Annotated in this window: 13 protein-coding genes; 1 reads left to right on the top strand and 12 read right to left on the bottom strand. The window is 70.0% G+C overall.

Annotated elements, in window-relative coordinates:
* Nucleotides 1-12 precede the first annotated feature (12 nt).
* From CY652_RS05730 to CY652_RS05715, 4 genes are all read right to left on the bottom strand, one after another.
* Nucleotides 13-246 (bottom strand): Fis family transcriptional regulator, encoded by a 234-nt coding sequence (locus tag CY652_RS05730; RefSeq protein ID WP_102129738.1) that lies wholly within the window; start codon nucleotides 244-246, stop codon nucleotides 13-15.
* The gene (gene dusB / locus CY652_RS05725; RefSeq protein ID WP_102129737.1) at nucleotides 243-1310 is read right to left on the bottom strand and encodes a tRNA dihydrouridine synthase DusB; all 1068 of its coding nucleotides are present in this window, start codon (nucleotides 1308-1310) and stop codon (nucleotides 243-245) included. Before dusB ends, CY652_RS05730 begins: the two co-directional genes overlap by 4 nt.
* Nucleotides 1311-1458: 148 nt before the next feature.
* Nucleotides 1459-2793, bottom strand: a complete 1335-nt coding sequence (locus CY652_RS05720; RefSeq protein WP_102129736.1) for a UbiH/UbiF/VisC/COQ6 family ubiquinone biosynthesis hydroxylase — start codon at nucleotides 2791-2793, stop codon at nucleotides 1459-1461.
* Complete coding sequence (locus CY652_RS05715; RefSeq protein WP_102129735.1) at nucleotides 2790-4232, bottom strand: aminopeptidase P N-terminal domain-containing protein; 1443 nt, start codon at nucleotides 4230-4232, stop codon at nucleotides 2790-2792. The genes CY652_RS05720 and CY652_RS05715 overlap by 4 nt, the downstream gene beginning before the upstream one ends.
* Nucleotides 4233-4524: 292 nt before the next feature.
* Between CY652_RS05715 and CY652_RS05710 the strand changes: the two genes are divergently transcribed.
* Entirely contained in the window at nucleotides 4525-5136 is a 612-nt protein-coding gene (locus CY652_RS05710) for a glutathione S-transferase C-terminal domain-containing protein (RefSeq protein ID WP_102129734.1), read from the top strand.
* A gap of 48 nt (nucleotides 5137-5184) precedes the next feature.
* Here the strand turns inward: CY652_RS05710 and CY652_RS05705 are convergent, their stop codons facing one another.
* From CY652_RS05705 to CY652_RS05670, 8 genes are all read right to left on the bottom strand, one after another.
* A complete protein-coding gene (locus CY652_RS05705) occupies nucleotides 5185-6819 on the bottom strand; it encodes an FMN-binding glutamate synthase family protein (RefSeq protein WP_102129733.1) in 1635 nt (544 codons plus the stop codon).
* A 350-nt stretch (nucleotides 6820-7169) separates the two neighbouring features.
* Complete coding sequence (mnmA, locus tag CY652_RS05700) at nucleotides 7170-8309, bottom strand: tRNA 2-thiouridine(34) synthase MnmA (protein ID WP_102129732.1); 1140 nt, start codon at nucleotides 8307-8309, stop codon at nucleotides 7170-7172.
* Complete coding sequence (locus tag CY652_RS05695) at nucleotides 8306-8806, bottom strand: NUDIX hydrolase (RefSeq protein WP_102129731.1); 501 nt, start codon at nucleotides 8804-8806, stop codon at nucleotides 8306-8308. Before CY652_RS05695 ends, mnmA begins: the two co-directional genes overlap by 4 nt.
* 100 nt (nucleotides 8807-8906) lie before the next feature.
* Entirely contained in the window at nucleotides 8907-10244 is a 1338-nt protein-coding gene (locus tag CY652_RS05690) for a THUMP domain-containing class I SAM-dependent RNA methyltransferase (protein ID WP_102129730.1), read from the bottom strand.
* Nucleotides 10245-10417: 173 nt separating this feature from the next.
* Nucleotides 10418-11065: a PqiC family protein gene (locus CY652_RS05685; protein WP_102129729.1), complete on the bottom strand. Its 648-nt coding sequence runs from the start codon at nucleotides 11063-11065 to the stop codon at nucleotides 10418-10420.
* Nucleotides 11062-12684: a PqiB family protein gene (locus tag CY652_RS05680; protein WP_102129728.1), complete on the bottom strand. Its 1623-nt coding sequence runs from the start codon at nucleotides 12682-12684 to the stop codon at nucleotides 11062-11064. Before CY652_RS05680 ends, CY652_RS05685 begins: the two co-directional genes overlap by 4 nt.
* A complete protein-coding gene (locus CY652_RS05675) occupies nucleotides 12677-13360 on the bottom strand; it encodes a paraquat-inducible protein A (protein WP_102129727.1) in 684 nt (227 codons plus the stop codon). Before CY652_RS05675 ends, CY652_RS05680 begins: the two co-directional genes overlap by 8 nt.
* The gene (locus tag CY652_RS05670) at nucleotides 13357-14043 is read right to left on the bottom strand and encodes a paraquat-inducible protein A (RefSeq protein WP_102129726.1); all 687 of its coding nucleotides are present in this window, start codon (nucleotides 14041-14043) and stop codon (nucleotides 13357-13359) included. The genes CY652_RS05675 and CY652_RS05670 overlap by 4 nt, the downstream gene beginning before the upstream one ends.
* Nucleotides 14044-14250: the final 207 nt, after the last annotated feature.

Raw genomic sequence — 14250 nt, 5'->3', positions numbered from 1 at the left:
GGGAGCTGGGCGCTACAGCAGGCCGTGCTGTTGCAGCTTCTTGCGCAGCGTGTTGCGGTTGATGCCGAGGTAGTCGGCCGCCAGCGACTGGTTGCCGCCGGCCTGCTCGAGTACCACCTCGAGCATCGGTTTTTCGACGCACGACATGACCATGTCGTAGACGTCGTGCGGGTTGGCGCCGTCGAGATCCCGGAAGTAGATGCGGAGGCTCTCGCGAACGCATTGTTCGATGTTGTGCTTGCTCATGCTGCCAGTCGATCGGTGGTTTCGGACTCGCCGCGCGCGTCGTCGCCGGTTTCGTCGAGATACACGAGACGCTCGGAAAACGCCTTTTGCCCGTCGAAGAACGCGTTGACGGCGGCGAGCTGTTCGCGCGTGGTGTCCAGCGTGTTCATGCGGTGCCGGAACGCGTGGGCGCCGCGAAGGCCGCGAGTGTACCAGCCGATGTGCTTGCGCGCGGTGCGCACGCCGACAAACTCGCCGTAGAACGCATAGTGGTCCTCGAGGTGTTCGTTCATGATGGCCTGAATCTCGTCGACGCGCGGCAGCGGCAGCAGCTCGCCGGTCGAGAGAAAATGCGCGATTTCGCGAAAGAGCCAGGGGCGGCCCTGGGCGGCGCGGCCGATCATGAGCGCGTCGGCGCCCGTGGCGGCCAGCACGTCGCGGGCCTTGTGCGGCGAGTCGATGTCGCCGTTCGCGACGACGGGAATGCGCGCGGCGGCCTTCACGGCGGCGATGGTCTCGTATTCGGCCTCGCCGTGGTAGAGGTCGGCGCGCGTGCGGCCGTGCACGGTCAGCATCGAGATGCCGGCGTCCCCGGCGATGCGCGCCACGGCGAGCGCGTTGCGGTTCTCGCGGTTCCAGCCCGTGCGGATCTTCAGCGTGACGGGCACCGCGTCGGGGCCGACGCCGACCGCGTTCACGACCGCGCCGACGATGCGCGCGACTAGCGGCTCGTTTTGCAGCAGCGCGGAGCCCGCGGCGACGTTGCAGACCTTCTTGGCTGGGCAGCCCATGTTGATGTCGATGATCTGCGCGCCGTTGGCGACGTTGTAGCGCGCCGCCTCGGCCATCATCGCGGGGTCGGCGCCCGCGATCTGCACGGCGATCGGCTCGACCTCGCCGGCGTGGTTCGCGCGCCGCATCGTCTTCTCGCTCTTCCAGAGCTGCGCGTTCGAGGCGACCATCTCCGAGACCGCGTAGCCCGCGCCGAGACGCTTGCAGAGCTGGCGGAACGGCCGGTCCGTGACGCCCGCCATCGGGGCGACGAACAGGTTGTTGCGCAGAATGTGGCGGCCGAGAGTGAGCATGACGCGCGGGCGAAATCCATGCCGCCGCGCTGGGCGGCGCGGTGGCGAAAACGAAAGGGGAAACGCGTATTTTAGCGTTAACGGGATGGCGCCAGCGGACTTGAGCGTCCGGCCGGCGAATTCGGGGCTGGAGCGGGCCGGCGCCGGGTCAGCGACGCTGGCCGAACATCATGTGTCGCGCGAGCGCCGTCTTGACGGGCGGCGCGAACTCGAGCGCCGTCAACGCGAGGCCGCGCAGCGTCGCGAGCGGCCGGGAATCGACGGTAAAGAGGCGCGCGAGCGTGTCGGTCGCGCCGATCGTGAGCCGCCGGTCGAGCGCGCGGCGCCGCGCGAATTCGGCGAGCGCGAGTGGCGTCGCGCCGTGTTGCGCGAGCGCGTCGACGAGCGCGTGGGCGTCGCGCAGGCCGAGGTTGAGCCCCTGGCCCGCCACCGGATGCAGCGTCTGGGCCGCGTTGCCGACCGCGACGATGCGGCCCTTCACGAGCGTGTCGAGCGCGGACAGGCCGAGCGGGAAGGCCGCGCGGCCCCGGACGGCCGTGAAGCGGCCCATACGCGCGCCGAACGCGATGTCGAGCTCGGCGAGGAAGTCTTCGTCGGACAGTTGCGCGCGGCGCGCGCCTTCGGCGGGCGCGCAGCACCAGACGAGCGCGTAGTCGGCGCCGCGCGTGCCGCCCATCGGCAGGAGCGCGATCGGGCCCTCGGGCGTGAAGCGTTCCCAGGCGACGTGCGGTCGCGGTGCCGCCGCCGTGACGACGCCGACGAGCGCCGTTTGGCCGTAATCGCGCGTGCGTTTCGTTTCGTCGTCGAGACGCTCGTCGGCCGGCCGGGATGCGGCCTCGATGGCGTCGTCCCCGGCGGGCGGGCGGCGGAACAGGCCGCCTTCGGCATTCACGAGGATGCGCGTGCGCAGTGTGCGCGCGCCGCTGGCGGCGCTTTCGACGGACAGCGTCACGCCCTCGCCGTCGGGCGCCGGCGCGAACGCGCGCGTGGCGTGCAGCCAGCGGGCCGGCGTGGTGCGCACGGCGGCGGCCAGCGCCTCGACGATCGCGCCGTAGCGCGCGACGTAGCCGAGCGCGGTCAGTCCGTAATCGGCGCGGTCGATCAGCGTGCGGCCGAAGTGGCCGCGCTGCGAGACGTGAATGCGCTCGATCGGCGTCGCGTCGCGCGGCCACGCGAGCGCGTCGAGCAATGTGCGGCTGCCGTGCGAGACGGCGATGGCGCGCGGGTCCGAGGCGCTGTCGGCGGGTTCTCGCGCGTCCACGAGCGCGAGCGAAAGCGACTGCGTCGCCGTGCGCTTCGCGAGCCAGCCAGCGAGTGCCAGGCCGACCGGCCCGGCACCCACGATCGTCACGTCGTAGTCGAACGGCGCGTCGTCGGCCGGGGACGAATTCGCGTCGTCGGCGGAGGCGGAAGCGGCGGCGTTCGCGCCGGTCTGGCGCTCCGCCCCGAATGCGGATGAGCTGCGTCGGGCCGTCGTCGTCATACGGCAACGGCCTGCGCGTCGCGCATCAGCGCCTCGATTTCGTCGGCTTCGACGGGCACGTCGCGCGTGATCAGTTCGCAGCCCGTTTCGGTCACGATCGCGTTGTCCTCGATGCGGATGCCGATGTCCCAGTACTGCTCGGGCACGTCGGGCGCGGCGCGCACGTAGAGGCCGGGCTCGACGGTGAGCGTCATCGAGGCGCGCAGCGTGCGCCACGGCGGCGTCGCGCTCGCCGGCACGTGCGTGCCGCGCTCGCGGTAGTCGCCGCAGTCGTGCACGTCCATGCCGAGCCAGTGGCCGGTCCGGTGCATGTAGAAGCGCGCGTAGGCGCGCTCGGCGACGACGTCCTCGACCGAAGAGAACGTCGAGCGGTCGACGATGCCGGTGTCGAGCAACCCCTGCGCGAGCACGCGCACGGCCGCGTCGTGGGGCGCGTTGAAATCGACGCCCGCGCGCGTCGCCTCGACGGCCGCGTACTGCGCCGCAAGCACGATGTCGTAGAGCTCGCGCTGCGGACCGCTGAAGCGCCCGCTCGCCGGGAACGTGCGCGTGATGTCGGAGGCATAGCCGTCGAGTTCGCAGGCCGCGTCGATCAGCACGAGGTCGCCCGCGCGCGCCACGGCGTTGCCGGCCGGGTAATGCAGCACGCAGGCGTTCGCGCCGGCCGCGACGATCGAGTTGTAGGCGGGCCCCTGCGCGCCATGCTTGCGGAACGCGTAAAGCAGTTCCGCCTCGAGTTCGTATTCGTGCACGCCGGGCCGGCAGGCGGCCATCGCGCGCCGGTGGGCGAGGGCCGAGATGCGCGATGCGCGGCGCATCACCGAGAGTTCGTGGTCGTCCTTGACGAGCCGCATGTCGTCCAGCAGCGGCAGCAGGTCGAACGCCGCGTGCGGCGCGGTGACGCCGCTGCGGCCCTGGGCGCGCACCGCGTCGAGCCAGCCGCGCACCTGCGCGTCGAAGGCGGACGAGGCGCCGAGCGCGTAGTGCAGCGCGGGCCGGTTCGCGATGAGCCGCGGCAGGTGCGCGTCGATTTCATCGAACGGGAAGGCGGCGTCGAAGCCGAACGCCTCGCGGGCGGCCTCGGGACCGTAGCGAAAGCCCTCCCAGGTCTCGCGTTCGGCGTTCTTCGTGCGGCAGAACAGGATCGACGCCGGTTCGTCGCCGCTCGCGTTCGCGTCGAGCACGAGCAGCGCCTGCGGCTCGGTGAAGCCTGTCAGGTAGTAGAAGTAGCTGTCGTGCCGGTACGGATAGTCGGCGTCGCGGTTGCGCAGCGCCTCGGGCGCGGTCAGCACGATGGCGACGCCGCCGCCTTGCGCGCGCAGCGCGGCGAGCACGCGCGCGCGGCGGGCCCGGTAGAGATCGGCGGTGCCGTCGGGGCCGCTCCGGACGGCGCTTGCGCCGGCGGAGTCGGATGAGGAGAGGGAGGGCGTCGTGGTCATCGTGCGATTGTAGCGCCGGGGCCGCTTGTCGGGTTTGGGTGGGGTTGGGATGGGGTTTCAGTGCCGCAGCGGCGGGATGCGGCAGCCCCGTGGGGCGGGAAACAGCGGAAGTCGCCCGCGGACGATTACCGGGTGCGGCGGTTGAGGAAACGTTTCCAATCAAGACCCGCAAGGCGCTGCCGTTCGCGGCTTGCGGCCGCGCCGCGCGCGCCGGGCTTGCGCCATTTGTCCGGCGTCAGAACTCGATGAATCCAACGTATACTTTCGCCGGATTTCAGAAAAGGCAGGTGCGATGAAACTTATCGGTTCGCTCGGCAGCCCGTTCGTCCGCAAGGCGCGGATCGTGCTCGCCGAAAAGAAAATCGACTACCGGTTCGAACTCGACGACGTCTGGGGCGAGCAGGCCTCGATCCACGACTTCAATCCGCTCGGCCAGGTGCCGTGCCTCGTGATGGAGGACGGCGAGGCGGTGTTCGATTCGCGCGTGATCTGCGAATACGTCGATACGCTTTCGCCGGTCGGCAAGCTGATTCCGCCGTCGGGGCGCGAGCGTCTCGAGGTGCGCTGCTGGGAGGCGCTCGCCGACGGCGTGCTCGACGCCGCCGTGGCGGTGCGTCTGGAAAACGTGCTGCGCGCGCCGGAGCAGCGCAGCGAAAGCTGGCTGGCGCGCCAGCAGCGCAAGATCGACGAAGGGCTGATCGCGATGTCGCAGGGGTTCGGCAGCAAGACCTGGTGCGCGGGCAACCGCTACACGCTCGCCGACGTCGCGCTCGGTTGCGCGCTCGGCTATCTCGACTTCCGGATGCCGGGGCTCGACTGGCGCGAGCGCTATCCGAACCTCGAGCGGCACTTCGCGAAGCTCTCGCAGCGGCAGTCGTTTATCGACACGGTGCCGCGAGACTGACCGGACGCGCGGCGCGAAGCCGCGCGCCCGGCGGGCGGCTTTGCGGGTTCAGACGGCGAGCGCGGCCTCCTTGCCGGCCCTTTCCTCCTCCAATTGCGGCGCGAACGAATCGCTGCGCGCGATGGGCCACCACTTCTCGTACAACTGATACCGATAGCGGCCGTCGAGCAGGTCGCCCGGCTGCAGGTACTTGAGCAGTTCCGACATCAGCCGCACCTCGTAGGACGAGACGCGCCGCACGATGTGGTGCGCGCGCAGCGCCTGCGGTCCGGCAAGGCCGGCGGCCTGGATCAGTTCCTTCAGCGCATGCAGCGTGTTGGCGTGGAAGTTGAACACGCGCTCGCCCTTGTCGGGCACGTTCAGCGCGCGCTGGCGCACCGGGTCCTGGGTCGCGACGCCGGTGGGGCAGCGGTCGGAATGGCACTTCTGCGCCTGGATGCAGCCCACCGCGAACATGAAGCCGCGCGCCGAGTTCACCCAGTCCGCGCCGATCGCGAGCGTCTTCGCGATGTCGAACGCGGTCACGATCTTGCCGCTCGCGCCGATGCGGATCTTCTCGCGCAGGCCGATGCCGACGAGCGTGTTGTGCACGAGCAGCAGTCCTTCCTGAAGCGGCGTGCCAATGTGATCGGTGAATTCGAGCGGCGCCGCGCCGGTGCCGCCCTCGGCGCCGTCCACGACGATGAAGTCAGGCAGGATGCCCGTTTCGAGCATCGCCTTCGCAATGCCGAAGAATTCCCACGGATGCCCGATGCAGAGCTTGAAGCCCGTGGGTTTGCCGCCCGAGAGCGTGCGCAGCCGCTCGACGAATTCGAGCAGTCCGCGCGGCGTCGAGAATTCGGTGTGGCGCGAGGGCGAGACGCAGTCCTTGCCGAGCGGGATGCCGCGCGTCTCGGCGATCTCGGGCGTGACCTTGGCCGCGAGCAGCACGCCGCCGTGGCCCGGCTTCGCGCCCTGCGAGAGCTTTACCTCGATCATCTTCACTTGGGGTTCGGCGGCCTGGCGCGCGAACTTCTCCGGGTTGAACGTGCCGTCGTCGTTGCGGCAGCCGAAGTAGCCGGAGGCGATTTCCCAGATGATGTCGCCGCCGTGCTCGCGGTGGTATTTCGACATCGACCCTTCGCCCGTGTCGTGCGCGAAATGGCCTTTCTTCGCGCCGAGGTTCAGCGCGCGGATCGCGTTGGCCGACAGCGCGCCGAAGCTCATCGCCGAGATGTTGAAGATCGACATCGAGTACGGTTGCGCGCGCGTGCCGCCGACGAGAATGCGGAAGTCGCAGTCGTCGAGCGTCGTCGGCGCGAGCGAATGGCTGATCCATTCGTGGCCGATTGCCGCCACGTCGAGTTCCGTGCCGTAAGGGCGGCTGTCGACCGCGTTCTTCGAGCGCTGGTAGACGATGCTGCGCTGCTGCCACGAGAACGGCCGCCCGTCGGTGTCGTCCTCGACGAAATACTGGCGGATTTCGGGCCGCACGAATTCGAATATGAAGCGCAGATGGCCCCAGATGGGATAGTTGCGCAGGATGGCGTGGCGCTGCTGCGAGAGGTCGTAGAGGCCGAGCAGCACGAGCAGCGCCGGCACGACGGCGCACAGCCAGGACAGCCGATGGAAGAGCGCCGCGACGGCGCAGGCCGCGAACAGCAGCCCGAAGCACCACAGGGCGAGATAGCGTCTCGAAAACATTATTGGGGACTCCTTGAACGGGACGAACGCGCCGCGCCGGCCTTATCTCCTGAGCCGGCAGGCACGGGATGCGCGCACATGATGCCGTAAGTTCGTGAAACGAGTGAGGAATCGAGCAGACGGCGGTGGGTTTAGGGGCGCTTAGGGGCGTTTCAGCGGGACGCGTCCCCGATAACGGACAGGAAAAGAGGAAAAGGACGGAAGAAGGAAAAAGCGGAGGAGGGCGAAGAAGTCACCCACGGCGGCCGCGGCGACGTGCCCGGAGGAAGGCGTGCGCCGAAGCCGGCGTATCGTGCGCCCGTCCTCCGACGGCGCTTCGCCAGGACCGGCCCGAGCCCGTGTCGCGGCGCTCAGGCCGCGGCGTGCGCCGGCGCGGCCTGGGCGCGGGGCTGGGCCGTGGCCGCGTATTCGATGATTCCGCCGCCGAGGCAGACCTCGCCGTCGTAGAGCACGGCCGACTGGCCCGGCGTGACGGCCCATTGCGCGGCGTCGAAGTGCAGCTCGAACGCGCCGGCGTCTTCCGCGGGCGCCGCGCGGAACGCGCAGGCCGCGTCGGCCTGGCGATAGCGCGTTTTCGCGCCGCACGCGTGGCCGCCGGCCGGCGGCTCGCCCGCGACCCAGCTCACGTTGCCCGCGCCGAGCACGTGCGAGAGCAGCCACGGATGATCGTGTCCCTGCACGACGTAGAGCGTGTTCGAGGCGATGTCCTTGCCGGCGACGAACCACGGCTCGCCGCTGCCGTCCCGGCTGCCGCCGAGGCCGATGCCCTTTCTCTGGCCGAACGTGTAGAACGCGAGACCGATGTGCTCGCCGACCACCTTGCCTTCGGGCGTCTTCATCGGGCCGGGCTTCGTCGGCAGATAGCGGTTCAGGAACTCGCGGAACGGACGCTCGCCGATGAAGCAGATGCCGGTCGAATCCTTTTTCTTCGCGTTGGGCAGGCCGATTTGCGCGGCGATCTCGCGGACCTTCGTCTTCGGGATCTCGCCGAGCGGGAACATCGTCTTCGAGAGCTGCGCCTGGTTCAGGCGGTGCAGGAAGTACGACTGGTCCTTCGTGTGGTCGAGCGCCTTGAGCAGTTCGAAGCGGCCGTCGCGCTCGCGCACGCGCGCGTAGTGGCCGGTCGCGATCGTTTCGGCGCCGAGCGAGATCGCGTGGTCGAGGAACGCCTTGAACTTGATTTCGGCGTTGCAGAGCACGTCCGGGTTCGGCGTGCGGCCGGCCGAGTATTCGCGCAGGAACTCCGCGAACACGCGGTCCTTGTACTCGGCCGCGAAGTTCACGGCCTCGACGTCGATGCCGAGGAGGTCCGCGACCGACACCACGTCGATCCAGTCCTCGCGCGTCGAGCAGTACTCGCTGTCGTCGTCGTCTTCCCAGTTCTTCATGAAGAGACCGACGACGTCGTACCCCTGCTCCTTGAGCAGCCACGCGGTCACCGACGAATCGACGCCGCCCGACATGCCCACCACGACCCTTTGCTTGCTCATGACTGACTGCCCGGTGTCCGGAAACCCGGCGCGACCGCGTGCGTGTGCACGAAGTCGAGCGGCACGCGGCGGCCGGCGAGAAAGTCCTCGACGCAGCGCATGACGAGCGGCGTGCGGTGCCGCGCGCTCGCGGCGCGCAACTCGTCGGCGCTCATCCAGTGCGTGCGGACGATGTCGGGGTCGAGCGCGCGTCCCGCGACCGCCTCGTCCGCACGGCCGCAGTAGGTGAAGCGCAGATAGGTCGCGCCGCTTTCGCCCGGTTGCCCGAAATGCGTCATGTAGACGCCGACGAGCGCCTCGGGCGCGAACGGATGCGCCGTTTCCTCGAGCGTTTCGCGCACGACGGCCTCGACGAGCGTCTCGCCCGGCTCCAGATGCCCGGCCGGCTGGTTCAGCCGCAGCCCGGCCGCCGTGTGCTCTTCGACGACGAGAAAGCGTCCGTCGCGCTCGACGATCGCCGCCACAGTGACGTGTGGCGCCCAGGTTTCCTGTTTCATGGAACGGCATTTTACCGGGGGAAAGCCGGTGCTGCCGGACGCGCGCCGGCAGCGGGCGCGCGCCCATGAACGTGCCCCCGATTCGCGCGCGGTGTGCCTGCTACGCCTGCGGTGCGTCGCTGCTCGTGTCGCTGCCGGCGTCGCGGCTGCCCGTTGCGCCCGCCCGCTGCCTCACGCTGCCGGCCACGAGATCGAAGCGGAACAGCCGGCATTCGAGCGCGCCGTTGTAGAGCGGCGTCTTCGTCGATTCGCGCAGGCGCATCTGGCCCGGCAGCTTGCGGTCCGAGGTGAGGACGAACGCGTGCCAGCCGGTGAAGCGCTGCTTGAGCGCGTCGCCGAACGCCTGGAAGAATTCGCCGTCGGTTTCGTCGGGCCGGGCGCGGCGAAAGCCTTCTTCATCGCCGTCCCCGCCGGCGCGCAGTTCGCGGCCCGTCGGGCGCGCCTCGCCGCGCGGACCGCGTCCGCGTACCTCGATGCGCTCGCCGTAGGGCGGGTTCGCGACGAGTATGCCCGGCGTCGCGGCCGGCGCCGTCATGCCCCGCGCGTCGAGCTGCTTGAGCGGCACGCCGGCGAGCCCCGCGCGCGCGAAGTTCGCGCGCGCCTTCTCGATCATGTCGCCGGAGATGTCGCTGCCGAAAATCAGCAGGTCGCGCTTCTCCGCGCGGGCCGCCTCGCGCGCCTGCAGCGCGGCGTCCTTCAGATGGCGCCAGGCGGCCTTGTCGTACTGCTTCAGTTTTTCGAAGCCGAAGCGCCGCTCGATGCCGGGCGCGATGTCGAGCGCGACCTGGGCCGCCTCGGCGAGGAACGTGCCGCTGCCGCACATCGGATCGTAGAGCGGCGTGCCGGGCGTCCAGCCCGTGAGCCGCAGAATGCCGGCCGCGAGGTTCTCGCGCAGCGGCGCCGCGCCCTTGTCGAGCCGCCAGCCGCGCTTGAAGAGCGGTTCGCCGGAGGTGTCGAGGTAGAGCGTGCAGTCGGTGGCCGTGAGGAATGCGAAGACGCGCACGTCGGGCTCGGCCGTGTCGATGCTCGGCCGCGCGCCGCTTACCTCGCGCAGCCGGTCGCAGATCGCGTCCTTCACGCGCAGCGTCGCGAATTCGAGGCTCCTGAGCGGCGACTTGATCGCCGTGACGTCCACGCGCAGCGTCTCGTTCGCCGAGAACCACTGCTCCCAGCGCTGCTCGTGCGCGAGCGCATAGATGTCGTGTTCGCTGCGATAGGGGCGTTGCGCGATTTTCAGCAGCACGCGGCTCGCGAGTCGCGAATGGAGGTTCGCGGCCATGCCGGCGGCCCAGTTGCCGCGCAGATGCACGCCGCCGGGCACTTCGGCGCCCGTGACGAGCGCGCCGGGCGGCAGGCGGCGCTCGCCCGTTTCGGCCAGCTCGGCGGCGAGCGCGGATTCGAGCCCGCGCGGGCAGGGAACGAAGAATTCGAAGGACATGGGGAAGGCCGGGGACGCTGCAGGAAGGCGCTATTGTACGCGGGTGCGCGGCCGCTTCCGGGGCGGCTACGCGCCGTTCGGGGCCGAAGGAGCGCCTTGGGTGAGCTCTGGGCGAGCCTTTGGGGACGGGCGACCGGTCAGCATGGCTCAGCCGGCCGGCCGTCGCGCAGACGTCAGCCGGCCGGCTGGCCCTCTATGCCGGCGCTGGGTGCCGCAACCGGGCAGGCGATGCTCGTCATGCCCTCGTCCGACGACGACGCGTTTGTCAGTCGATTGGCGGGCGGCGCGTCCGCCAGCGTGCGCACGCCGCCCGAAATCGCCGTGGCGAGCGCTTCCACCGCGCGGCGATGCCCGTCCACGAGCGCTTCGTAGCCGGCGCCGACCGGCTCGCTGATCACGCTGCGGCAGGTCATCGAGGTCCGCGCGCGCAGCGAGCGCACGCTCCAGACGGCGTCGATCAGCGCGTGCGAGCCGGGCCACGACTCGAAGCGCGCGACGTTGACGCTCACGCGGTAGACCGGCAGGTTGCCCGGATAGGGCGTGCCGTAGACGTCGATCGTGCCGAGCTGGCGCATGAGGTCGCCCGAGAGCGCGCGGCGGATCTCGTCGCCGGGCAGCGAGGCCCAGCGTTCCTGTTCGAGCACGTCGACGCGGGCCGCGTCCCGCTGGACGACGAGCTGGTTCTTCTGGACCAGGGCCGGCACGTCCACGGGCGCGAGCGCGATGAGCCAGGGCGGGTTGGCCGTCGCCGTGCCGACGCCGGCGGCGCGCGACGCGAGGCAGGCGCGGGGCGCGGAGGCGGGGCGCCGGATGGGCTTCATGGCTGATCTCCTGGTTTGCCGCGCAGCAGCGATTCGGGGTGGCGCTCCAGGTAGTCGGAGAGCGCGTTGAGCGACTGCAGCGTGCGCGTGAGCTGCTGGAGCGCCTCGTGGACGTCGGACTGCAGCGGCGAATCCTGCTGCAGCGTCGATTCGGCCGCGCCGAACGTATGCTGCGCGGCCGCCAGCGTGTCGCGCGCCTGCGGCAGCAACTGGGTGTTGAGCTGCGAGAACAACTGGTTGGCGTTCTTGAGCGAGCTGTTCAGGTTGTTGCCGATCTGGTCGAACGGCACCTGGTCGAGCTTCTTCGCGATGTCGGCGATCTGGAGCTGCAGCTCGTCGAGCGTGTTGGGTATGGTCGGCAGCGTGATCGGGTCCTGTGTCAGGTCCACCGACGCGCGCGCGGCGTTCGGGAAGATATCGACCGCGACGTAGAGCTGGCCCGTGAGCAGGTTGCCCGTGCGCAACTGGCCGCGCAGGCCGTGCGCGATCAGCTCGCGCAGCAGCTCGCGGCTCTGCGGCGTGTTCGGCGCCGGTAGCGAGCCGTCCGCGTGGCGCAGCAGGCGCGACGGGTAGACGTCCATCGTGACGGGCATCGTGAAGTTGTGCGTCTTCGCGTCGTACTCGACGCCGATGTCGGTGACCTGGCCGAGCACGATGCCGCGGAAATCGATCGGCGCGCCGACGGCGAGGCCGCGCAGCGACTGGTTGAAGTTCATCACGACGTGCATCGGCGGGCCGTCGGGGTCGCGCATCGCGTCGCTCTGGTCGCCGGCGAGCTCGAAGGTCTGGCCGTCCGGCGCCTGCGGGCCCTTCGCCTGGCCGGGCGGCGTCTGGAACGCGAGCCCGCCGACGATCACGGTGGCGAGCGACTGCGTGTTGAGCTTGAAGCCGCTCGAATCGAGCTGCAGGTTCACGCCGCTCGCGTGCCACCAGCGCGTGTTGGTGCCCACGTACTGGTCGTAGGGCGCGTTGATGAAGACCTGCAGCGTGACGCCCGTACCGTCCTGGTCGAGCGAGAAGCCCGTCACCTGGCCCACCTGCACGCGCCGGTAGAAGATCGGCGAGCCGATGTCGACCGAGCCGAGCGAGTCGCCGTGCAGCGTGTAGTGATGGCCCTTTTCGTCGAGCGTGACCGCGGGCGGCGTCTCGAGGCCGACGAAGTCGGTCTCCTTCGCCTTCGAGCGGCCGGCGTCGGTGCCGATGTACGAGCCCGAGAGCAGCGTGCCGAGCCCCGAGACGCCGCTCGCGCCGATGCGCGGGCGCACGATCCAGAAGCGGCTGTCCTTCACGGCGAACGGCTCGGCGTCCTTGGTCAGCTCCACCCTGACGAGCACGTGCGAGAGGTCGGGCGAAAGCTTGACCGAGCGGACCGAGCCGATGTTGACGTCCTTGTACTTGACCTGGGTCTTGCCCGGCTCGATGCCCTCGGCGCTCGAAAAGCTGATCGTGATGACGGGCCCGCGCTTCGCGATCGATTCGACGACGAGCGCGACGCCGACGAGCGCGGCGAGGAGCGGCACGATCCAGACGAGCGAGGGTAGCCAGCGGCGCGGCGGCACGATGTCGGGCGCGGGCAGGCGGGGCGGTGTCGGTTCGGTCGGTCCTTGCGGGCTATTCATGAAGGGGGTCCTGAGAGTGCGGCCGGGGCGAAGGCGAGGTCTCGTCGTTCATCGGGTCCCAGATCAGCCGGGGGTCGAACTGTTTCGAGGCGAGCATGGTCAGGATCACGACCGCGCCGAACGCGATCGCGCCCGGTCCCGCCGTGATGACCGCGAGCGAGCGGAAGCGCACGAGCGCGACGGTCAGCGTGATGACGAACACGTCGAGCATCGACCAGCGGCCGATGAACTCGACGAGCCGGTAGAGCTTCGCGCGCTCGACGGGCCGCCACGTGGAGCGGCGCTGCGCGGTGCACGCGAGCAGCGTGAGTACGGAGAGCTTGAGCATCGGCACGAGGATGCTTGCCACGAAGACGATGACGGCGAGCGGCCAGTCGCCCGAGGTCCAGAAGTAGACGACGCCGCTCATGATCGTGTCGTCCTCGCTGCCGACGAGCGACGCCGTGTGCATGACGGGCAGCAGGTTGGCCGGGATGTAGAGCAGGGCCGCGGCGATGAGGAATGCCCATGTGCGCGCGAGGCTGTCCGGGCGGCGCGAGTGCATGGTCGCGCCGCACCGCGCGCAGCGCTGCGGCGCCTGCCGCGCGTTCGGCGCGGCGGGCCGCGCGAGCGGCTGGAGGTGGCCGCACGCGTGGCACGAAGCGAGGCCGGCCCGGCGCGCGCTCAGGTAATTCATCGGGGATTCGTCTCCGGTCCGGCCAGATGCGGCTCGCGGCGGCCCGGCGGCGACGGCGCCGGGGTCGGCGAGCGGCCGGCGCGCAGCGCGTCGGCGATGTCCCAGAGCGTGCGCGGGTCGAACGTGACGACGACGGTGAGCATCAGCGTGAGCGCGCCGAAGGCGAACAGCGCCGTTTCGGGAATGACGCGCGCGAGGCTCGCCATCTTCACGATCGTGACGAGCGCGCCGAGCATGAACACTTCGAGCATGCCCCAGGGGCGCACGAACTGGATCGCACGCAGCACCGCGTTGAAGCCGGGCGGGATGCGGCCGCGTCGTACCGGCAGCATTACGTAGAGCAGCGCGACCATCTCGGTCAGCGGGAACAGGACCGTCGCGCAGAACACCAGGACCGCGATGATCTGCATGTCCTCTTCCCAGAGCACGACGAGCGCGCCGAACAGGCTCGAGCGCGAGGTGATGCCGTTCGCTTCGAGTTCGACGATCGGAAAGGACTGCGCGATCACGAACGTGATGAGCGCGGCGAGCGTGATCGCGCTGATCCAGTCGAGCTTCGTCGATGCGCTCTGATAGAGCATCGCGCGGCAGCGCGGGCAGCGCGCGGTCTGACGGTCGGCCAGACGCGGCTTCTCGAGCAGCGCATCGCAGTCGTGACACGCGATCAGTTTGTCCTCAGCCATGCGAGCAGATGACCCAAAGCGACGAAAACGGGGGAGGCGGTGCCGGCAGGTCCGCCCGGGCACGGGCGAACTCGCGCCATGTTACCAAACGCGCGGCGGCGCCGCGCAAGCCGGGCGGACCGGCGGCCTTTCCTCGCCGCATGCGGCGGTCCGGTCGGCGCGCGAACGCTGCGCAGCGCGCTCGCCATTCTCCACCGGATCGCGTCC

This window comes from Burkholderia sp. WAC0059 (assembly GCF_002870125.1).
GTDB lineage: Bacteria > Pseudomonadota > Gammaproteobacteria > Burkholderiales > Burkholderiaceae > Paraburkholderia.
Note: the sequence above shows the minus strand (reverse complement) of the source record. Positions and strands in the feature narration are given on the sequence as shown.

Excerpts from the sequence above, each read along its gene's own strand:
- CY652_RS05730 (WP_102129738.1), bottom strand. The coding sequence starts at position 246 with ATGAGCAAGCACAACATCGAACAATGCGTTCGCGAGAGCCTCCGCATC.
- dusB (WP_102129737.1), bottom strand. The coding sequence starts at position 1,310 with ATGCTCACTCTCGGCCGCCACATTCTGCGCAACAACCTGTTCGTCGCC.
- CY652_RS05720 (WP_102129736.1), bottom strand. The coding sequence starts at position 2,793 with ATGACGACGACGGCCCGACGCAGCTCATCCGCATTCGGGGCGGAGCGC.
- CY652_RS05715 (WP_102129735.1), bottom strand. The coding sequence starts at position 4,232 with ATGACCACGACGCCCTCCCTCTCCTCATCCGACTCCGCCGGCGCAAGC.
- CY652_RS05710 (WP_102129734.1), top strand. The coding sequence starts at position 4,525 with ATGAAACTTATCGGTTCGCTCGGCAGCCCGTTCGTCCGCAAGGCGCGG.
- CY652_RS05705 (WP_102129733.1), bottom strand. The coding sequence starts at position 6,819 with ATGTTTTCGAGACGCTATCTCGCCCTGTGGTGCTTCGGGCTGCTGTTC.
- mnmA (WP_102129732.1), bottom strand. The coding sequence starts at position 8,309 with ATGAGCAAGCAAAGGGTCGTGGTGGGCATGTCGGGCGGCGTCGATTCG.
- CY652_RS05695 (WP_102129731.1), bottom strand. The coding sequence starts at position 8,806 with ATGAAACAGGAAACCTGGGCGCCACACGTCACTGTGGCGGCGATCGTC.
- CY652_RS05690 (WP_102129730.1), bottom strand. The coding sequence starts at position 10,244 with ATGTCCTTCGAATTCTTCGTTCCCTGCCCGCGCGGGCTCGAATCCGCG.
- CY652_RS05685 (WP_102129729.1), bottom strand. The coding sequence starts at position 11,065 with ATGAAGCCCATCCGGCGCCCCGCCTCCGCGCCCCGCGCCTGCCTCGCG.
- CY652_RS05680 (WP_102129728.1), bottom strand. The coding sequence starts at position 12,684 with ATGAATAGCCCGCAAGGACCGACCGAACCGACACCGCCCCGCCTGCCC.
- CY652_RS05675 (WP_102129727.1), bottom strand. The coding sequence starts at position 13,360 with ATGAATTACCTGAGCGCGCGCCGGGCCGGCCTCGCTTCGTGCCACGCG.
- CY652_RS05670 (WP_102129726.1), bottom strand. The coding sequence starts at position 14,043 with ATGGCTGAGGACAAACTGATCGCGTGTCACGACTGCGATGCGCTGCTC.